General features: G+C 64.0%; 15 protein-coding genes. 14 read left to right on the top strand and 1 reads right to left on the bottom strand.

Features of this window, described 5'->3' with window-relative positions; translation table 11 throughout:
- Positions 1 to 190: 190 nt before the first annotated feature.
- From HV823_RS08705 to HV823_RS08685, 5 genes are all read left to right on the top strand, one after another.
- Positions 191 to 460, top strand: coding sequence for a hypothetical protein (locus tag HV823_RS08705; protein WP_176949319.1), 270 nt, complete (start codon positions 191 to 193; stop codon positions 458 to 460).
- A gap of 3 nt (positions 461 to 463) precedes the next feature.
- Entirely contained in the window at positions 464 to 2,266 is a 1,803-nt protein-coding gene (locus tag HV823_RS08700; protein WP_176949318.1) for a monovalent cation:proton antiporter-2 (CPA2) family protein, read from the top strand.
- A gap of 157 nt (positions 2,267 to 2,423) precedes the next feature.
- Positions 2,424 to 3,296, top strand: a complete 873-nt coding sequence (locus HV823_RS08695) for a TIM barrel protein (RefSeq protein ID WP_176949317.1) — start codon at positions 2,424 to 2,426, stop codon at positions 3,294 to 3,296.
- Positions 3,297 to 3,532: 236 nt separating this feature from the next.
- Entirely contained in the window at positions 3,533 to 4,660 is a 1,128-nt protein-coding gene (locus HV823_RS08690; RefSeq protein ID WP_176949316.1) for an ABC transporter substrate-binding protein, read from the top strand.
- Positions 4,661 to 4,728: 68 nt separating this feature from the next.
- Positions 4,729 to 5,610 carry an SMP-30/gluconolactonase/LRE family protein gene (locus HV823_RS08685; RefSeq protein WP_176949315.1) on the top strand — a complete coding sequence of 294 codons (882 nt, stop codon included), beginning with the start codon at positions 4,729 to 4,731 and terminating at the stop codon, positions 5,608 to 5,610.
- 50 nt (positions 5,611 to 5,660) lie between these two features.
- Here HV823_RS08685 and pcaQ read toward each other — a convergent pair whose 3' ends face one another.
- A complete protein-coding gene (gene pcaQ / locus HV823_RS08680) occupies positions 5,661 to 6,602 on the bottom strand; it encodes a pca operon transcription factor PcaQ (RefSeq protein ID WP_176949314.1) in 942 nt (313 codons plus the stop codon).
- An 87-nt stretch (positions 6,603 to 6,689) separates the two neighbouring features.
- Here pcaQ and pcaD point away from each other — a divergent pair, with 87 nt between their 5' ends.
- The 9 genes from pcaD (at position 6,690) to cueR (ending at position 16,287) form a co-directional block, all read left to right on the top strand.
- Positions 6,690 to 7,487, top strand: coding sequence for a 3-oxoadipate enol-lactonase (pcaD, locus tag HV823_RS08675; RefSeq protein WP_176949313.1), 798 nt, complete (start codon positions 6,690 to 6,692; stop codon positions 7,485 to 7,487).
- A 3-nt stretch (positions 7,488 to 7,490) separates the two neighbouring features.
- Positions 7,491 to 7,910 carry a 4-carboxymuconolactone decarboxylase gene (gene pcaC, locus HV823_RS08670; RefSeq protein ID WP_176949312.1) on the top strand — a complete coding sequence of 140 codons (420 nt, stop codon included), beginning with the start codon at positions 7,491 to 7,493 and terminating at the stop codon, positions 7,908 to 7,910.
- Positions 7,907 to 8,647 (top strand): protocatechuate 3,4-dioxygenase subunit beta, encoded by a 741-nt coding sequence (gene pcaH / locus HV823_RS08665; protein ID WP_176949311.1) that lies wholly within the window; start codon positions 7,907 to 7,909, stop codon positions 8,645 to 8,647. Before pcaC ends, pcaH begins: the two co-directional genes overlap by 4 nt.
- Position 8,648: 1 nt before the next feature.
- Positions 8,649 to 9,269, top strand: coding sequence for a protocatechuate 3,4-dioxygenase subunit alpha (gene pcaG, locus HV823_RS08660; protein ID WP_176949310.1), 621 nt, complete (start codon positions 8,649 to 8,651; stop codon positions 9,267 to 9,269).
- Between the two features lie 6 nt (positions 9,270 to 9,275).
- Positions 9,276 to 10,334, top strand: coding sequence for a 3-carboxy-cis,cis-muconate cycloisomerase (locus tag HV823_RS08655; RefSeq protein WP_176949309.1), 1,059 nt, complete (start codon positions 9,276 to 9,278; stop codon positions 10,332 to 10,334).
- Positions 10,335 to 10,387: 53 nt separating this feature from the next.
- Positions 10,388 to 12,286, top strand: a complete 1,899-nt coding sequence (locus tag HV823_RS08650; protein WP_176949308.1) for a TIM barrel protein — start codon at positions 10,388 to 10,390, stop codon at positions 12,284 to 12,286.
- Positions 12,287 to 12,292: 6 nt separating this feature from the next.
- Positions 12,293 to 13,225: a LysR family transcriptional regulator gene (locus HV823_RS08645; RefSeq protein WP_176949307.1), complete on the top strand. Its 933-nt coding sequence runs from the start codon at positions 12,293 to 12,295 to the stop codon at positions 13,223 to 13,225.
- Positions 13,226 to 13,372: 147 nt separating this feature from the next.
- On the top strand, positions 13,373 to 15,874 hold the full coding sequence (locus HV823_RS08640) for a heavy metal translocating P-type ATPase (protein WP_176949306.1): 2,502 nt from the start codon (positions 13,373 to 13,375) through the stop codon (positions 15,872 to 15,874).
- Positions 15,871 to 16,287: a Cu(I)-responsive transcriptional regulator gene (cueR, locus tag HV823_RS08635; protein WP_176949305.1), complete on the top strand. Its 417-nt coding sequence runs from the start codon at positions 15,871 to 15,873 to the stop codon at positions 16,285 to 16,287. Before HV823_RS08640 ends, cueR begins: the two co-directional genes overlap by 4 nt.
- Positions 16,288 to 16,384: the final 97 nt, after the last annotated feature.

Raw genomic sequence — 16,384 nt, 5'->3', positions numbered from 1 at the left:
TGGGGAAGAGCCACTTTGCGGCCATACGCACAATCTTCAAAGCTATCGCCCCAGACATTTGCTTTGTGTTATCGGAGGACGAGGGTGGACCGTTCCGGCCGACGACGGTTGAACGAAGCGGCAATTCCGCCAATGGTTCGCCGGCGACGGCATGCCGCGGGGAACCAACGCAGAGATCAGGGGAACGACCATGCATATGCTGCTTGTCATCATCGGGGGCGCCGCACTGCTCTGCGTCTTCGCTCTATTCGGAAAACTTTGGGGCGGCGATGCCGCCGGCGCAGCAACCGCGGCGAAGATCTTCTTACCCGCCTGGCTGGCCGTGTCCCTGACCAACATGTGGGTAGGCGTCACGAAGGCCGGATACACGGTCGCTCAGGAACTGCCGATCCTGCTCTTGGTCTTCGCGGTTCCGGCAGCGCTTGCGGCGATGCTGGCGTGGCAACTGGCAAGGAACTGATCCATGGCGTCGGAACCTCTTGCCCATGCCGCCGAAGCGGCCTCCCATCACGGCTTCGACCTCGCCCCCATCGTCATCCTGCTGGGCGCGGCCGTCATCGCGGTCCCCCTGTTCAAGCGCCTCGGGCTCGGCTCCGTGCTCGGTTATCTCGCCGCCGGCCTGGCCATCGGCCCGTTCGGCATGGGGCTGTTCTCCGATCCGCAATCGATCCTGCACGTCGCAGAACTCGGGGTCGTGATGTTCCTGTTTGTCATCGGCCTTGAGATGCAGCCGTCGCGGCTATGGTCGATGCGCGGAGAAATTTTCGGCCTCGGCCTCGCCCAGGTTGCCCTTTGCATCGGCTTGCTGACGTGTGTCGGCCTCGCACTTGGCTATCCGGTGGCGCAGAGTTTCGTCGCCGGCACCGGTTTCGTGCTGACCTCGACCGCCATCGTCATGCAGATGCTCGACGAGCGCCGGGCGATGGGCCTGCCCAAAGGGCGCAGGATCGTCGCGATCCTGTTGCTCGAGGATCTCGCAATCGTACCGCTGCTGGCGCTGGTCGCGTTCCTTGCACCCGGAGGGGCAGACGCCACGCTCGCCGACCGGATGGCCGGCGTCGCGATCGGGCTTGGTTCCATCATCGGCCTGGTGCTTGCCGGGCGCTATCTTCTCGATCCCCTGTTTCGTCTTCTCGGCAAGGCAAAAGCGCGCGAGGTGATGACGGCAGCAGCACTGTTCGTCGTGCTCGGCGCGGCGCTGGCCATGCAACTCGGCGGCCTATCAATGGCGATGGGCGCCTTTCTAGCCGGCGTGCTTTTGTCGGAATCGTCGTTCCGCCATCAACTCGAGGCCGACGTGGAGCCCTTCCGCGGCATCCTGCTCGGCCTGTTCTTCCTGGGCGTCGGGATGTCGCTCGACCTCGCTATTATCGCCGCCAACTGGCACCTGATCGCCGTTGCCGTCGTGGCCTACATGGCATTGAAGATATTCGGCATCTATACGATTGCCCGCCTTTTCAGGGCAGGCAGGCGGGAGGCGATCGAGCGTGCAGTGCTTATGGCCCAGGGCGGCGAGTTCGCCTTCGTGCTCTATGCCGCCGCCACGGCGGTGGGCATCATCGACACGCAGGCCAACGCCATGCTGACCGCGACGATCATCGTCTCCATGGCGCTTACCCCCATGATGATGATCCTGCACGATCGCCTCGTCCCGAAAACCGGACCGTCGATGGAGGGGGTCGAAGCGGCCGACGGCCTGGCGGCGAGCGCGCTTCTGATCGGTTTCGGCCGTTTCGGCCAGATCGTCAGCCAGCCGCTTCTGTCCAACGGCTGCTCGATCTCGATCATCGAGACGGACACGGACGCGATCCGCAACGCGCGCGACTTCGGCTTCAAGGTCCACTACGGCGACGGCTCTCGCCTCGACATCCTCCACGCGGCCGGGGCGCATGACGCGCGCCTGGTCATCATCGCCGTCAATGATCGGGAGCTCAGCCTGAAGATCGCCGAACTCCTTCGCTCGGAATTCCCCATGGTTCCGGTGCTCGCGCGGTCCTTCGACCGCGAGCACGCCATAGAACTCATCCAGGCCGGCGTGGAATGGCAGATCCGCGAAACCTTCGAATCCGCCTTGGCGCTGGGAGAGAAGGCGCTGGAGGTGATGGACGTGGACGACGAGGAGCGGCAGCGTGTGATGGAGGACGTCCGCCGCCGCGACAGCGAACGTCTCGCCATCGAGACCGCCGAGGGCATCTATGCCGGGCGCGACCTGATCCATGGAAACGCCCCGCAGAAGAAGGCGCCGGCCAGACCCGGGAGCAAGTGAGCCCGGCGCGGCCACGCACTTCACGAAGCGTGCCACCGTATTGGCGCTCGGCTTAACTCCCCCTGCATCGCATCCGGTGAAATTGCCGATCGCCTCTCGTGCGCGCTCCATTTTCCTGCTATTCGCCCCCGCAATCACCCAAGGAGGAGGACCAACGGTGAAGCTGGGCATCGATTCCTACACGTTCCATCGCTACTTCGGCGAGACCTACGCCGGTCTCGAAACGGACCCCGGCAGTCGCTGGACGGTGTGGGATTTTCTCGACCGCGCGAGCGGCCTCGGCGTCGAGGCCGTTTCACTCGAATCGTGCTTTCTGCCCGTCGGCGACAAGGATCTCACGGGCGAGATCCGCCGCCGCCTCGATCTTCTGGGACTGGAGCGGGTCTGGGCATGGGGACATCCGCGCGGCTTCCACTCCGGCAAGACGCCGCAGGCGCTCGAAGGCGCGCTCGCCAGCCTTGCGGATGCGGACGCCGTCGGCGCGAAGGTCATGCGCATCTGCGCCGGCGGACGCGGCACCCGGCCCGCAAGCTGGGCCGAACACAAAGCGAGCCTCCTCCCGACGCTCGAACAGCTGCTGCGTGCCGCAGAGGCGCGCAAGATCGTCCTTGCCGTCGAAAACCACATCGACCTTCTGACCGACGAAATCGTCGACCTCGTCGAGACCATCGGTTCGCCGTATTTCGGCATCTGCCTCGACACCGCGAACAATCTGCGTATGCACGAGAACCCGAAAGAGGCCATCCGTCGTATGGCCCCTTATGCACGCGCCACGCACATCAAGGATATCCTGGCGCGCGGCGGCAATCCCGACACCATCGCCTTCTGGCCCAGTGTTCCGGTCGGCGAAGGCCTGATCGACATGTCTTTTGCTCTCACGGCACTGCGGGGAGCGGGCTATGACGGCGTGCTCGCAATCGAGATCGACTATCTGGCACCAGGTTACGGCGACGAGGACGCAGCGCTGGAAAAAAGCATCAGTTACGTCAGGCACTTACTCGCCGGTAGCGTCCCTGGACGATTAACCTGATGTTATGAGGAATGCCATTTTTGTAAGGGAAATTCATCCGCCGAGCCGATAGGCTGGGCCAATCGGACACTGCGGAGGAGCGCGCTGGCCCGGTTCACGGGAGACGAGCCATTGCCGAACAGCCGGCCGGCTTGCGCGGCAACCGTAGACGAGATGACGCAACGAACTGCAACTCACTTTCGGCCCGGCACGCAAAGACGCCGCCGCCGCCCGAGCATCCGCAAATGGGAGGACACATGACCCGCAAAACAATCCTGGCACTGACGACCGCGTTGATGACGACCATCGGCGTCGCCCACGCCGATGAAACCGTGAAGATCGGCATCGTCGCCGAACTCTCCGGCGCCGGCGCTCCCTCCGGCACGAACTGGAACGAAGGCGCCCGGCTCGCCGTCGAGGAAATCAACGCGCAGGGCGGCATTCTCGGCAAGCCGATCGAGGTCACCAGCTACGACACCCAGACCGACCCTCAGATCTCACGCGCCCTGGTTCAGAAGGCGATCGACGCGGAAGCCTATGTGATCTGGGGCACGATCTATTCCGGCTCGACCGTGGTCAACATGCTCGTCGCCAAGCAGAACGGTGTGCCGCAGTTCACGGGTTCCGAAGCCCCCGCGATCGTCGAGAAGGGCAACCCCTACATCTTCCGCACGTCGATGGGCGCGCAGAAGGGCATTCCCGGCCTGACCAAGTACTTCGCCGACACGTTGAAGGTGAAGAAGATCGGCATCGCTTGGGTCAACAACGAGTTCGGCAAGGGTGGCCACGACGTTTTCCTGAAGGAGATGGAGAATGCCGGTATAGAGGTCGTCATCGACGTGCCCTCCGAACAGGCACAGACCGACTACGGCGCAGACATCGCCAAGCTGAAGGCCTCCGGCGCCGAAGCGATCTTCGTCTACATGAACCAGGAGGAATCCGCCCGCTTCCTCGTCGAGGCGCGCAAGCAGGCGCTGCCGATGCCGCTGGTGGGCGAAACCACGCTGAACGATCAGAAGGTGATCGACCTCGCCGGAGCGGCCGCCGATGGCGCCATCGCCCGCGTCAACCTGCCCGTGACCGCGCCGGAAATCGCAGCCGTCGCGCAGAAGTTCGAGGCCAAGTACGGCCACAAGCCGATTCAGGATGCGATCAAGGGCTATATCGCGGCCTGGACGACCAAGTACGTCACCGAGATGGTCGGCAGCTTCGACCGCGAAGCCTTCGTGCAGAAGATGCATGGCCTGTGCCTGGAGGCGAAGGACTATCCGAACATCCTGCTCGACACCTGCTGGGACGAGCGCGGCGAGATGTCCCGTCCGAGCTTCATGGTCGAGGTGAAGGACGGACAGTCCGTCGTCGTTTCCACGGTCCCCGCCCTCTGAGCCCTCATCGTCGCCCCGCCCGGCCTTACCGCCGGGCTCGGGGCGACCATCAGGACACGACGTTTTCGATGACGGGAACAGCGGACTACCAAGTGCTCGGTGCAGAAGCGAACCGGCTCGGCGAGTGTCCGATCTGGTGCGAACGAACCGCGCGCCTGTGGTGGGTCGACGTGCTGACGCCGACCCTCTGGAGCTACGATCCGGTAACCGGAGAATGCCGCCGCCACCCGGTCTCAGCCCGCCGCATCGGCTCGATCGCGCTCCGCGAAACAGGCGGTCTGCTGCTTGCCTGCGACGACGGGCTCTTCGCCTACGAGCCGGAAACGGGTATGCAGGAATTCCTTTGCGATCCGGAGCCGGGAAAGGCCGGGCATCGCAAGAACGACGGAAGGGCTGATCCCGCCGGCAATTTCTGGGTCGGAACGTTGCGGGAGGAGGACTATGCCCCGGTCGGCGCGCTCTACCGCGTCGGCACCGATCGGAACGCGATGGTCGAAGCCGAAAACCTCGCCATCCCGAACGGGCTCGCCTTCGATCCCGTGCGGAAGCGGATGTATTTCTGCGATACGCGCGCCTATGAAATCTGGGCCTGCGACTATGACGCGGAAACCGGCCGCCGCGGGCCAGCGCGCAGCTTCGCCAGGACCATTGCCCCTGCCCGCCCCGATGGAAGCTGCATCGATGCCGACGGGTATCTCTGGAATGCCGAGTATGCCGGCGGCCGACTGCTGCGCTTTGCACCCTCCGGCGAAGTTTCCATGGCCATCGACCTGCCGGTGACCTATCCGACCTGCTGCTGCTTCGGCGGCCGCGACTTCGATGAACTCTACGTGACCTCGGCCGCCGAACCGCTGACGGATACTGATCGGGCCGCGCAGCCGCTCGCCGGCAAGGTGCTGGTGTTCAAGCCGGGCGTGAGCGGCAGGCCGGAGTGCCGCGTCCGGTTCTAACGTCCGGCCTTCGCATTTTTTGTTCACGAAACGAGGATGCGGTGCACGCCTCACATCCGCAAGGCGGGCCTCGCCTCCGCGGACACCGCGCGGATAGCCTGGATTAGCAGCGTCAGCGGCAGGGAAGGCAGCGTGTCGGCGCGCATCGTCAGCCCCACCGGGCCGCGCGTATCCGTCGTCTCCATCGGCAGGGCCGCCAGCACACCATCGGCGATATCGGCGGCGACGACGCCTTCGGAGATGATCCAGACCGCGTCGCTGATACGCAGGAAGGCGCGCCCGAACGCATCCGACACGGTCTCGATCTGTGTCGGCAACGCCGGCACACCATTGGCGATCAGGTACTGCTCGACAATCGGGCGGATCACCGAATTGCGTGTCGGCAACAGGACCGGAAATTCCCGCAGCCTGTCGAACACGGATACACCGGCTGCCAGCAGCGGGTGACCGGCCCGGACGACAAAGCGCACCTGTTCGGAATATAGATGCTCAAAAACGAGGCCGGTCATCTTTTCCGGAGACGCCAGGCGCCCGACGACGAGATCGAGTTCGCCCACGCGCAGCTGCTCGATCAAGACCGCGTTCTCGCCGGTGACGATCTTGACCGGGCTGCCGGCGCCCTCGGCGAGAAAGTGCGCCATCGCCTTGGGCATGATGCGAACGGAGACAGTCGGCAAGGCGCCGATGCGAACCGGAGGTGCGGAGCGGGCCATCTCGTACGACACCGAATCGACCGCCTGGCGAAGTGCCGTCAATGTCGCCGCCGCGTGCCGCAGGAACACCTCGCCGTGGCTGCTGGTGCGAATCCCCCGCCCCTCCCGCTCGAACAGGACGATGCCGAGAATCTCCTCCAGTTCCCGAATGGTCTTCGTCACCGCCGGCTGGCTGACATGCAGCGTGGCTGCCGCCCTGTTGACGCTCTTCTGGCGCGCCACCTCCACGAAACACTGCAGATGGCGAAATTTGATGCGGGGATCGACCGGCAGAACCATAACTTGCAGGTTATCTCTATAGGGAAAAATCTCATTTTACTTAACCGTTTCACCATTGCAATATGTCGTTCAAGAGGAGATTGACCGATGAGATTTTTGAAGGTCCGCGACGCGGCGATCCACTATCGCGCGATCGGCATCGGCGAAGGCAAGCCCGTCATCGCCTTCATCAATTCGCTGGGCACGGATTTCCGCATCTGGGAGCCGGTCATGGCGGCGCTGGGCGACGGCTACGCATACGTGCTGCACGACAAGCGCGGCCACGGCCTTTCCGACATAGGTACGCCGCCCTATGCGATCGGGACCCATGCAGACGACCTGATCGCGCTGCTCGATCATCTCAAGGTGGGAGACGCGGTGATCTGGGGCCTTTCCGTCGGCGGCCTCATCGCGCAGGCGATCCATGCGAAACGGGCCGATCTCGTCCGGGCGCTGGTTCTCTCCAACACAGCCCACAAGATCGGCTCTGCGGACATGTGGAACGACCGGATTGCCGCCATCCTGAAGGATGGCCTCGGCGGCATGGTCGACCCCATCATGGAGCGCTGGTTCACGCCGTCCTTCCGACTACCGGACAACGCCGTTTACGCCGGTTGCCGCAACATGCTCGTCCGACAGCCGGTCGAGGGGTATTGCGGCACCTGTGCAGCGATCCGCGATGCGGACTACACCGATGCCGCTACCAAAATCGCGGTACCAACGCTCTGCGTCGTCGGCGACCAGGACGGCTCCACCCCGCCTGCCCTGGTGCGGTCGCTGGCCGGTCTCGTGCCCGGCAGCAGTTTCGCGGTGATCGAGGGCTGCGGCCACATCCCCTGCATCGAACAGCCCGCAGCCTACGCCGCAGCCGTGGGGGCCTTCCTGAAAACCTTGCCGGAGTCCTGAGCCATGAACCAACCCGCAGCGCCAAGCGAACGCTATGCCAAAGGCATGGAGACGCGCCGCTCCGTTCTGGGCGATGCCCATGTGGACCGGGCCAGCGCGCAGGCGACCGCCTTCGACCAGCCGTTCCAGACGCTGATCACGGAGTCCGCATGGGGCACCGTCTGGTCGGGCACGCAATGGACCAAGCGTGAACGTTCGATCGTCACCATCGCGCTTCTGGCGGCACTCGGCCAGGACGACGAAGTGGCCATGCATGTGCGGGCGACCGCCAATACCGGCGCGACCGAGGAGGATATCCGCGAGGCGCTGATGCATGTGGCCATCTATGCCGGCGTACCGGCGGCCAATCATGCCTTCAAGATCGCAAAGCTTGCACTGGCCGAACTCCGCGCCAATAATTCCCAGGAGGAGAACAAGGGATGAGCAACCGACCGCCCGAGACGGGGCCATTTTTCGCGCGCGATCGCGAGATGCAGCCCCCGGCCTTTACGCCCTGGTACAAGACGACGGTGCTGCGTTCGCCGCAGCGCGCGCTGATTTCCCTGGAAGGCACGAAGAGCGAGATCACCGGCCCGGTCTTCGGCCACGGCATGCTCAATCCGCTGGATAACGACCTCATCCTGAACTATGCCCGCCCGGGCGAAATGCCGATCGGACCGCGCATTCTCGTGCACGGCCGCGTGCTTGACGAAAGCGGGCGCGGCGTCGACGGGGCGCTGGTCGAATTCTGGCAGGCCAATGCCGGCGGCCGCTACCGCCACAAGAAGGAAACCTATCTTGCCCCGGTCGATCCGAATTTCGGCGGGGTCGGCCGCACGATCACGGACGAGAACGGCTATTATTGGTTCAAGACCATCCAGCCGGGTCCCTATCCCTGGCCGAACGGTGTCAACGACTGGCGTCCGGCGCACATCCACTTCTCGATCTTCGGCCACGGCTTCCAGCAGCGGCTGATCACGCAGATGTATTTCGAGGGCGACCCGCTGATCTGGAAGTGTCCGATCGTGAAAACGATCCCCGACGAAGACGCCATCCGCCAACTGATCGCACCGCTCGACATGAACGCCGCCATTCCGATGGACATGCGCGCCTACAAGTTCGACATCGTCCTCAGAGGCCGCCGCTCCACCTTTTTCGAGAACCGCCCGGAGGGCAACTGACATGGTTCAACCGCTCGGCTACCTCAAGGAAAGCGCCTCGCAGACCGCAGGTCCCTACGTGCATATCGGCTGCACGCCGAATTTCGTCGGCATTCACGGCATCTTCGAGAAGGACCTGGGCTCCGGTGCCCTCTACAACGAGCAGACGCGCGGCCAGCGCATCACCATTCGCGGGACTGTCTACGACGGCGGCGGCTACGCCCTGAAGGACGCTCTGGTGGAGATCTGGCAGGCCGACGACGCCGGATTCTACAACAGCCCGAGCGAGACGCGTGGCGCCGCCGATCCGAACTTCGTCGGCTGGGGCCGTTCGCCCGGGGACATGGACACGGGCGAATTCGTCTTCGAGACGATCAAGCCCGGCCGCGTGCCTTTCAAGGATGGCCGCTGGATGGCCCCGCACGTGACTTTCTGGATCGTTGCGCGCGGCATCAATATCGGGCTTCACACGCGGATGTACTTTCCGGAGGAAGAGACAGCAAACGCCGAAGATCCGATTCTCGCCCGCATCGAACACAAGGTCCGCGTCCCCACGCTGATCGCCAGGAAGGAAGGCGACAACACCTATCGCTTCGACATTCGCCTTCAGGGCGAGGTCGAAACGGTATTCTTCGATATCTGAACGATCATGAGCCTTACCCCCTTCGAGCATCCCTTCCTGTCCGGCCTTCTGGGCGACGACGAGATTTCGTCGCTCTTTTCGGCGGAGGCGGACATCGCTGCGATGATCCGTTTCGAAACCGCGCTGGCTCAGGCCGAGGCAGACTGCGGCATCCTCGCAAAGGACGACGCAAACGCCATTATTGAGGGGCTCTCCGTCTTCGCACCGGACATCGCGGCGCTTAAGACCGGCGTGTCGAAGGACGGGGTCGTTATCCCGGAACTGGTTCGGCAGATGCGTCAGGCGGTCGCCGCTCCCGCACGGGAGAAGGTGCATTTCGGCGCCACAAGCCAGGATGCGATGGACACGAGCCTCGTGCTGCGCCTGAAGGCGGCGACGGATATCCTTGCAGGAAGGCTGGCGGCTACTGTCGCCGGTCTCGCCACCCTTTCGGAACGGGACGGGCAGCGGCCTCTCATGGGCTATACCCGCATGCAGGCCGCGATCCCGATCACCGTCTTCGACCGGATCTGCGCCTGGCGCGCACCGCTTGAGCGGACAGCCGCCCGACTTGCCGATTTCGCCGTGCACGGTTTCGCCGTCCAGTTCGGTGGCGCCGCAGGTACACTGGAAAAGCTCGAGGATAACGGGCCAGCCGTGCGCGCCGCGCTGGCCACCCGACTCGGACTTGCCGACCGGTCGCAATGGCACAGCCAGCGCGACACGCTCGCCGAATTCGCCGGCCTGCTTTCGCTGGTCACCGGCAGCCTTGGGAAGTTCGGGCAGGATGTGGCCTTACTTGCGGAGATGGGCAGCGAGATCCGGATTTCCGGCGGCGGCGGCTCATCCGCCATGCCGCACAAGCAGAACCCCGTTTCGGCGGAGGTTCTCGTGACACTCGCGCGCTTCAATGCGGCGCAGCTTGGCGCGATGCACCAGGCGCTGGTGCACGAGCAGGAACGCTCGGGCGCCGCCTGGACGCTCGAATGGCTCGTCCTTCCGCAGATGACAGCGGCCACAGGCGTCGCCCTGTTGACTTCGCTGCGATTGCTCGGCCAAATCGAACAACTGGGAAAAAGCAAGTAGTTTCTGCAGGATCGCGGCCAAATGCGAACGCTTGCATCAGGAGGAGAGACACGGTGCGGACTTCGATTGCGACGGTATCCATCAGCGGAGAATTCCCGGACAAGATGGCAGCCATTGCCAAGGCTGGCTTCAGCGGCGTCGAGATCTTCGAAAACGATTTCCTGACCTACGATGCCTCGCCGCGCGAAGTGGCGCAGATGGCGCGGGACTTTGGGCTGGAGATCACGCTTTTCCAGCCGTTTCGCGATTTCGAAGGCATGCCGGAGCCGCACCGCGCCCGCGCATTCGAGCGCGCGGAGCGCAAGTTCGACATCATGGGAGAACTCGGGACTGATCTGATGCTGATCTGCTCGAACGTGTCTCCGATTTCGCTCGGCGGGATCGATCGTGCCGCGGCCGATTTCCATCAATTGGGCGAACTGGCAGCCAAACACGGTGTGCGCGTCGGTTACGAGGCACTGGCATGGGGACGCCACATCAACGACCACCGCGACGCCTGGGAAATCGTCCGCCGCGCCGATCATCGAAATGTCGGCCTGATCCTCGATTCCTTCCATACGCTTTCGCGCAAAATCGACGTCAATTCCATCCGCTCCATTCCAGGCGACAAGATCTTCATCGTCCAGTTGGCGGATGCGCCGCTGATCGACATGGACCTGCTCTATTGGAGCCGCCATTTCCGCAACATGCCGGGCGAAGGCGACCTGCCGGTCGTCGATTTCATGCGTGCGGTTGCCGCAACCGGCTATGACGGCCCGCTTTCGCTCGAGATCTTCAACGACCAGTTCCGCGGCGGCTCCGCCCGCGCGCTTGCCGAAGACGGCCATCGCTCACTGGTCTATGTGATGGACCAGGTCCGGCGCCTCGAACCGGATATCCGCATCGACGTGCCACCCATGCCCGATCGCATCCAGACCAGCGGCGTGTCCTTCGTCGAATTCACGACGGCTGAGACGGAAAAGGATCACCTCGTGACCTTGCTCAGGTCGCTCGGCTTCCGGAAAACGGCGCGACATCGCAACCGCAACGTCGATCTCTACACGCAGGCGGACATCCGCATCGTCGTAAATTCCGACGATTCCGGCGACAGCTTCGCGGGATCCTCCTATTTCGTGCATGGTACGAATGCCTATGCCTACGGCATGAAGGTGGAAAACGCGCAGGATGCCCTCGTGCGCGCCGCAGCACTCGACGCGCCTGTTTTCTCCGAGCCGCGCCGTCCCGGTGAGATTGCCGTTCCGGCGATCCAGGGCGTCGGCAACGGCGTCATCTATTTCCTCGACGACTCACCGGCGCTCGCCTCGATATGGGAAACCGAGTTCGTATCCGTGGACGATCCGGGCGAGGGAGACGCCGGATTGAAGCGGATCGATCATCTCGCGCAGACGACCCACTACGACGAGATGCTGACCTGGCTTCTTTTCTATACCTCGATTTTCGAAACGCGGCGGACGCCGATGGTCGACGTCGTCGATCCGGGTGGCCTGGTCCGCAGCCAGGCCATCGAAAGCCTTTCGGCGAACGGCTTTCGCCTGACGATGAACGGCGCCGACAGCCGCAAGACCTTTGCCGGCAAGTTCCTGGCGGAGGGCTTCGGCTCCAGCATCCAGCACATCGCCTTCACCACCGACGACATATTTGCCACCGCACGCGCGCTGGCGGCGCTGGATTTCCATGCCCTGCCGATCTCGCGCAACTACTACGACGACCTCGAAGCGCGTTTTGGTCTGGAACCGGCCTTCTCCGACGCTCTTCGGGAGGCAAGCATCCTCTACGACCGCGACGACAATGGCGAGTACTTCCAGATCTACAGCCGCACCTTTGGCGAAGGATTCTTCTTCGAAATCGTCGAGCGGCGCGGCGCCTATAACGGCTATGGCGCAATGAACGCCCCGTTCCGCATCGCCGCGCAAAGAAGATTGCTGCGGCCGGAGGGCATGCCAAAGCGATAGCGCGCGATGAAGGAGCTGACACTCAGGCAGATCGAAGTCATCCGGGCGGTGATGATCGCCGGCACCATCCAGGGGGCTGCGGATCTCCTTCACGTTTCAGCACCCGGCATCAGCAGGCTGTTGAAGCATGCGGAAAGCGGCCTCGGCGTCCGCCTGTTCGAGCGCAAGGCAGGCATTTTCGTTCCGGCAGCGGAGGCGCAGACGATTTTCGAGATGCTCAATCTCGTCTACCGCCAGATGGAGAGCCTGAACACGGCGGTCTCGTCGCTCCAGAAGGGGCATGATTTCGCGCTGTCCTTTGCTTCAGCCCCGTCGATCGCCAATTTCGTCGCCGTCCGCGTCATTCGAACCATCCGTCAACGCTTCCCGGACCTCAGGGTCGATCTCAACATCCTGAAGATCGAGGAGACGCTGGACTATCTGCTGCTGGAGCACGGCGAAGTCGTTTTCATGAGTTCCCCGGTCGACAACCCCGCCGTACGCAACAAGCCGCTGGCACGCGGACGCCTTCTGGCGATCGTGCCGGAAGGCCATGCGCTTGCCACACAGGAGAAGGTTTCCGTCCACGACCTCGCGCGCTATCCCGTCATCGGCGTCGACCCCGGCGATCCCTATGGCAGCACGCTCGCGCAACCGTTCAGGGATGCGGGGATCGATCTGCGTCACACGGTCAGGGGACGCTTCTCGCAGACCATACTCGGTCTCGTGCAACAGGGGCTGGGGGTAGCGCTGGTCGACGAGTTCTCGGTCGGCACCGCGCACATTCCCGGTATCGTGCGCCGCCCGCTGCAGGAACCGGCCACGATCACCCCCTATGCCATCCACAAGCGCGGTCGCCAGTTGTCGAGCTTCGCGGAATTCACGATCAAGTGCTTCCAGAACGAGCTCGCCGCTGCGACGGCTCGGCAGAATTGGGATCCGCCGGGAGCTCCTGGATAGTAAAAACGTAGAGATTGCGGATCGCCAGCTCGGCGGCAGCCTCGCGCGGAGTATCCACCCGAGGCTCCAAGCGCGAGACTACAAAAACCGCTTGACCTTGACATCATGGGAAGGTGCACGATCTATCGAAAGAAAGGAGCGTGCACCATGCTCACGTTCAAGGAGCCCGATGCGGCCCAGACGATCAAGCTATCCATCGAGGACATGACATGCGCTTCGTGCGTACGGCGCGTTGAAAGAGCGATCCAGAAGGTACCGGGCGTTTCCGTCGCCTCCGTCAATCTCGCGACGGAGAGGGCCGAGGTGACGTTTGATGGCACCCCTGACATCGCGGCCGTGGCAGAGGCCGTGCGGGATGCCGGTTATGGCGTCGGAGAGGAGACGCTCGAGTTCGTCGTAGAGGGAATGACATGCGCCTCCTGCATCGCGCGTGTCGAAAAGGCCCTGAAAGCGGTTCCCGGCGTCATCGACGCCACCGCAAACCTTGCCAGCGGGCATGCCCGCGTCCGCTATCTGCGCGGTGCGGTCACCTTCGACGCGTTGGCGGCGGCGATCGAGACGACCGGCTATCACGCCGTCCGGCAAGACCATCGCGAGGAGGGACCATCCGACGAGGAGCGGCGTGAAAGCGAAATCAGCGCCCTGCGGCGCTCGCTCGTCATCGCCGCCGTGCTGACCGCGCCTCTTTTTGTCATGGAAATGGGTGCGCACGCCATTCCCACCTTCGGCCACTATATCCACGAAACGATCGGCATGCAGGCAAGCCGGGTCATCCAGTTCGTGCTGGCAACGATCGTGCTGGCGGGACCGGGGGCACGTTTCTTCCGCAAGGGCATTCCCAGCCTTCTGCGTGGCACACCTGACATGAACGCGCTCGTCGTCATCGGAACGGCGGCGGCCTGGATCTTTTCCGTCGTCGCTACCTTCACGCCTGGCCTGCTGCCGGGCGGCACGGCCGACGTCTACTTCGAGGCCGCCGCCGTCATTGTCACCCTGATTCTTGCCGGGCGCTACCTCGAAGCCCGGGCCAAGGGCCGCACCGGCGAGGCAATCCGGCACCTTGCCGGTTTGCGCGCGACGTCCGCGCGCGTGGTGAAGAACGGCGCTGCGGCGGATGTTCCGCTTGAATCGGTCGTGCCGGGCGATATCGTGCTGGTACGCCCCGGGGAGCGGGTGCCCGTCGACGGCGAGGTGACGGAGGGCGGCTCCTTCGTCGACGAATCCATGATCACCGGCGAACCGATGCCGGTCGAGCGCAAGCCCGGCGACGCCGTCACCGGCGGAACGATGAACACGACCGGCTCCTTTTCTTTCCGGGCCACCCGCGTCGGCGCGGACACGGTGCTGTCGCAGATCATCCGCATGGTGGAGGACGCACAGGCCGCCAAGCTGCCGATCCAGGCGCTGGTCGATCGCGTGACCCAATGGTTCGTGCCGGCGATCATCGCCGTCGCACTCGTCACCTTTGGCATCTGGTTCGCGTTCGGCCCCAGCCCTGCACTGGCGCACGCACTCGTGGCCGCCGTCGCAGTCCTGATCATAGCCTGCCCGTGCGCCATGGGACTTGCGACCCCGACCTCGATCATCACCGGAACCGGTCGCGCAGCCGAACTCGGCGTGCTCTTCCGGCAGGGAACGGCGCTGCAGACATTGGAGGCGACCGAGGTCGTCGCCGTCGACAAGACCGGCACACTGACACTCGGCCGTCCGAGCCTGACCGGGATCATACCGGCCGAAGGTTTTGCCCGAAACGAGGTGTTGTCGCTCGTGGCCGCAGCCGAAGTCCGCTCGGAACATCCGATCGCCCTTGCAATCCACGAGGCTGCAAAGGCGGAAGGTTTGGAAATCCCGCAGGCAGAAGCGTTCCAGGCGACCTCCGGCCAGGGCATTTCCGCAACGGTCTCGGGGCGCAAGGTCGAAGTCGGTTCCACCGGCTTCATGTCGACGCTCGGTTTCGATCCGACCGCGTTCAGGGGTGAAGCGGAGCGGCTTGCTGCCAGCGGCGCTTCGCCCCTCTATGCCGCGATAGACGGCAGGCTCGCCGCGCTCTTCACCGTGACGGATCCCGTCAAGCCGACGACGAAGGAGGCAATCGCGCAGCTCAAGACGCTGGGCATCGAGGTTGCGATGATCACCGGCGACAATCGCCGCACCGCCGAGGCCGTTGCCGCGACGCTCGGGATCGACAGGGTGATGGCGGAGGTGCTCCCGGAGGGCAAGGTCGACGCCGTGAAGGCGCTTTCGGCTGGCGGCAGGAAGGTGGCCTTCGTCGGCGACGGCATCAACGACGCGCCGGCGCTCGCAATCGCCGATACCGGGATTGCCATCGGTACGGGCACGGACGTGGCGATTGAAAGCGCCGACATCGTGCTGATGGCCGGCGACATGCGTGGCGTTGCGACCGCGATCTCGGTTTCCCGCGCGACCATGCGCAACATCCGCCAGAACCTCTTCTGGGCGTTCGGCTACAACGTCGCCCTGATCCCCGTGGCGGCGGGCGCGCTCTATCCTGCCTTCGGGATCTTGCTGTCTCCTGCGATTGCCGCCGGCGCCATGGCGCTTTCAAGCGTCTTCGTCGTCAGCAATGCCCTCAGATTGAAACGGTTCCGCCCTTCCCGAGCCCATGCGAGAGGGGAGATCCGCACATGAACATAGGCGAAGCGGCAAGCGCCAGCGGCGTGACGGCGAAGATGATCCGCCACTACGAATCGATCGGCCTCATCGCGGAAGCCGGTCGCACCGGCTCGGGCTACCGCACCTACGGGCCGAAGGATCTCGCCACCCTCAGCTTCATCCGCAGGGCGCGCGATCTCGGATTTTCGATCGCGCAGATCCGCGACCTGCTGGCGTTGTGGCAGGATCGCGACCGTGCATCCGCCGACGTCAAGCGCATCGCGGCCGGGCACATAGAGGAACTTACCGCGAAGATGCGGCAGTTGCAGGAAATGGTGATGACGCTGCAGCACCTCTCTGCCCATTGCCAGGGCAACGACCGGCCGGACTGCCCCATTCTGGAGCGGCTGGCCAGCGGGACGGGCGATGGCGGCGCATGCTGCGATTAGCCCGTCCGCCGTTTGCAATCCGTCGCGCTGACCGTGTGCTTCGATCACAGCAGACAGAGGGAGAGCCGAAGCAGGACGCGCCGATTCCGACGGGTCG

This window comes from Mycoplana rhizolycopersici, from assembly GCF_013378445.1.
GTDB classification, from domain to species: domain Bacteria; phylum Pseudomonadota; class Alphaproteobacteria; order Rhizobiales; family Rhizobiaceae; genus Mycoplana; species Mycoplana rhizolycopersici.
This window is presented reverse-complemented; position numbering and strand designations above follow the sequence as displayed.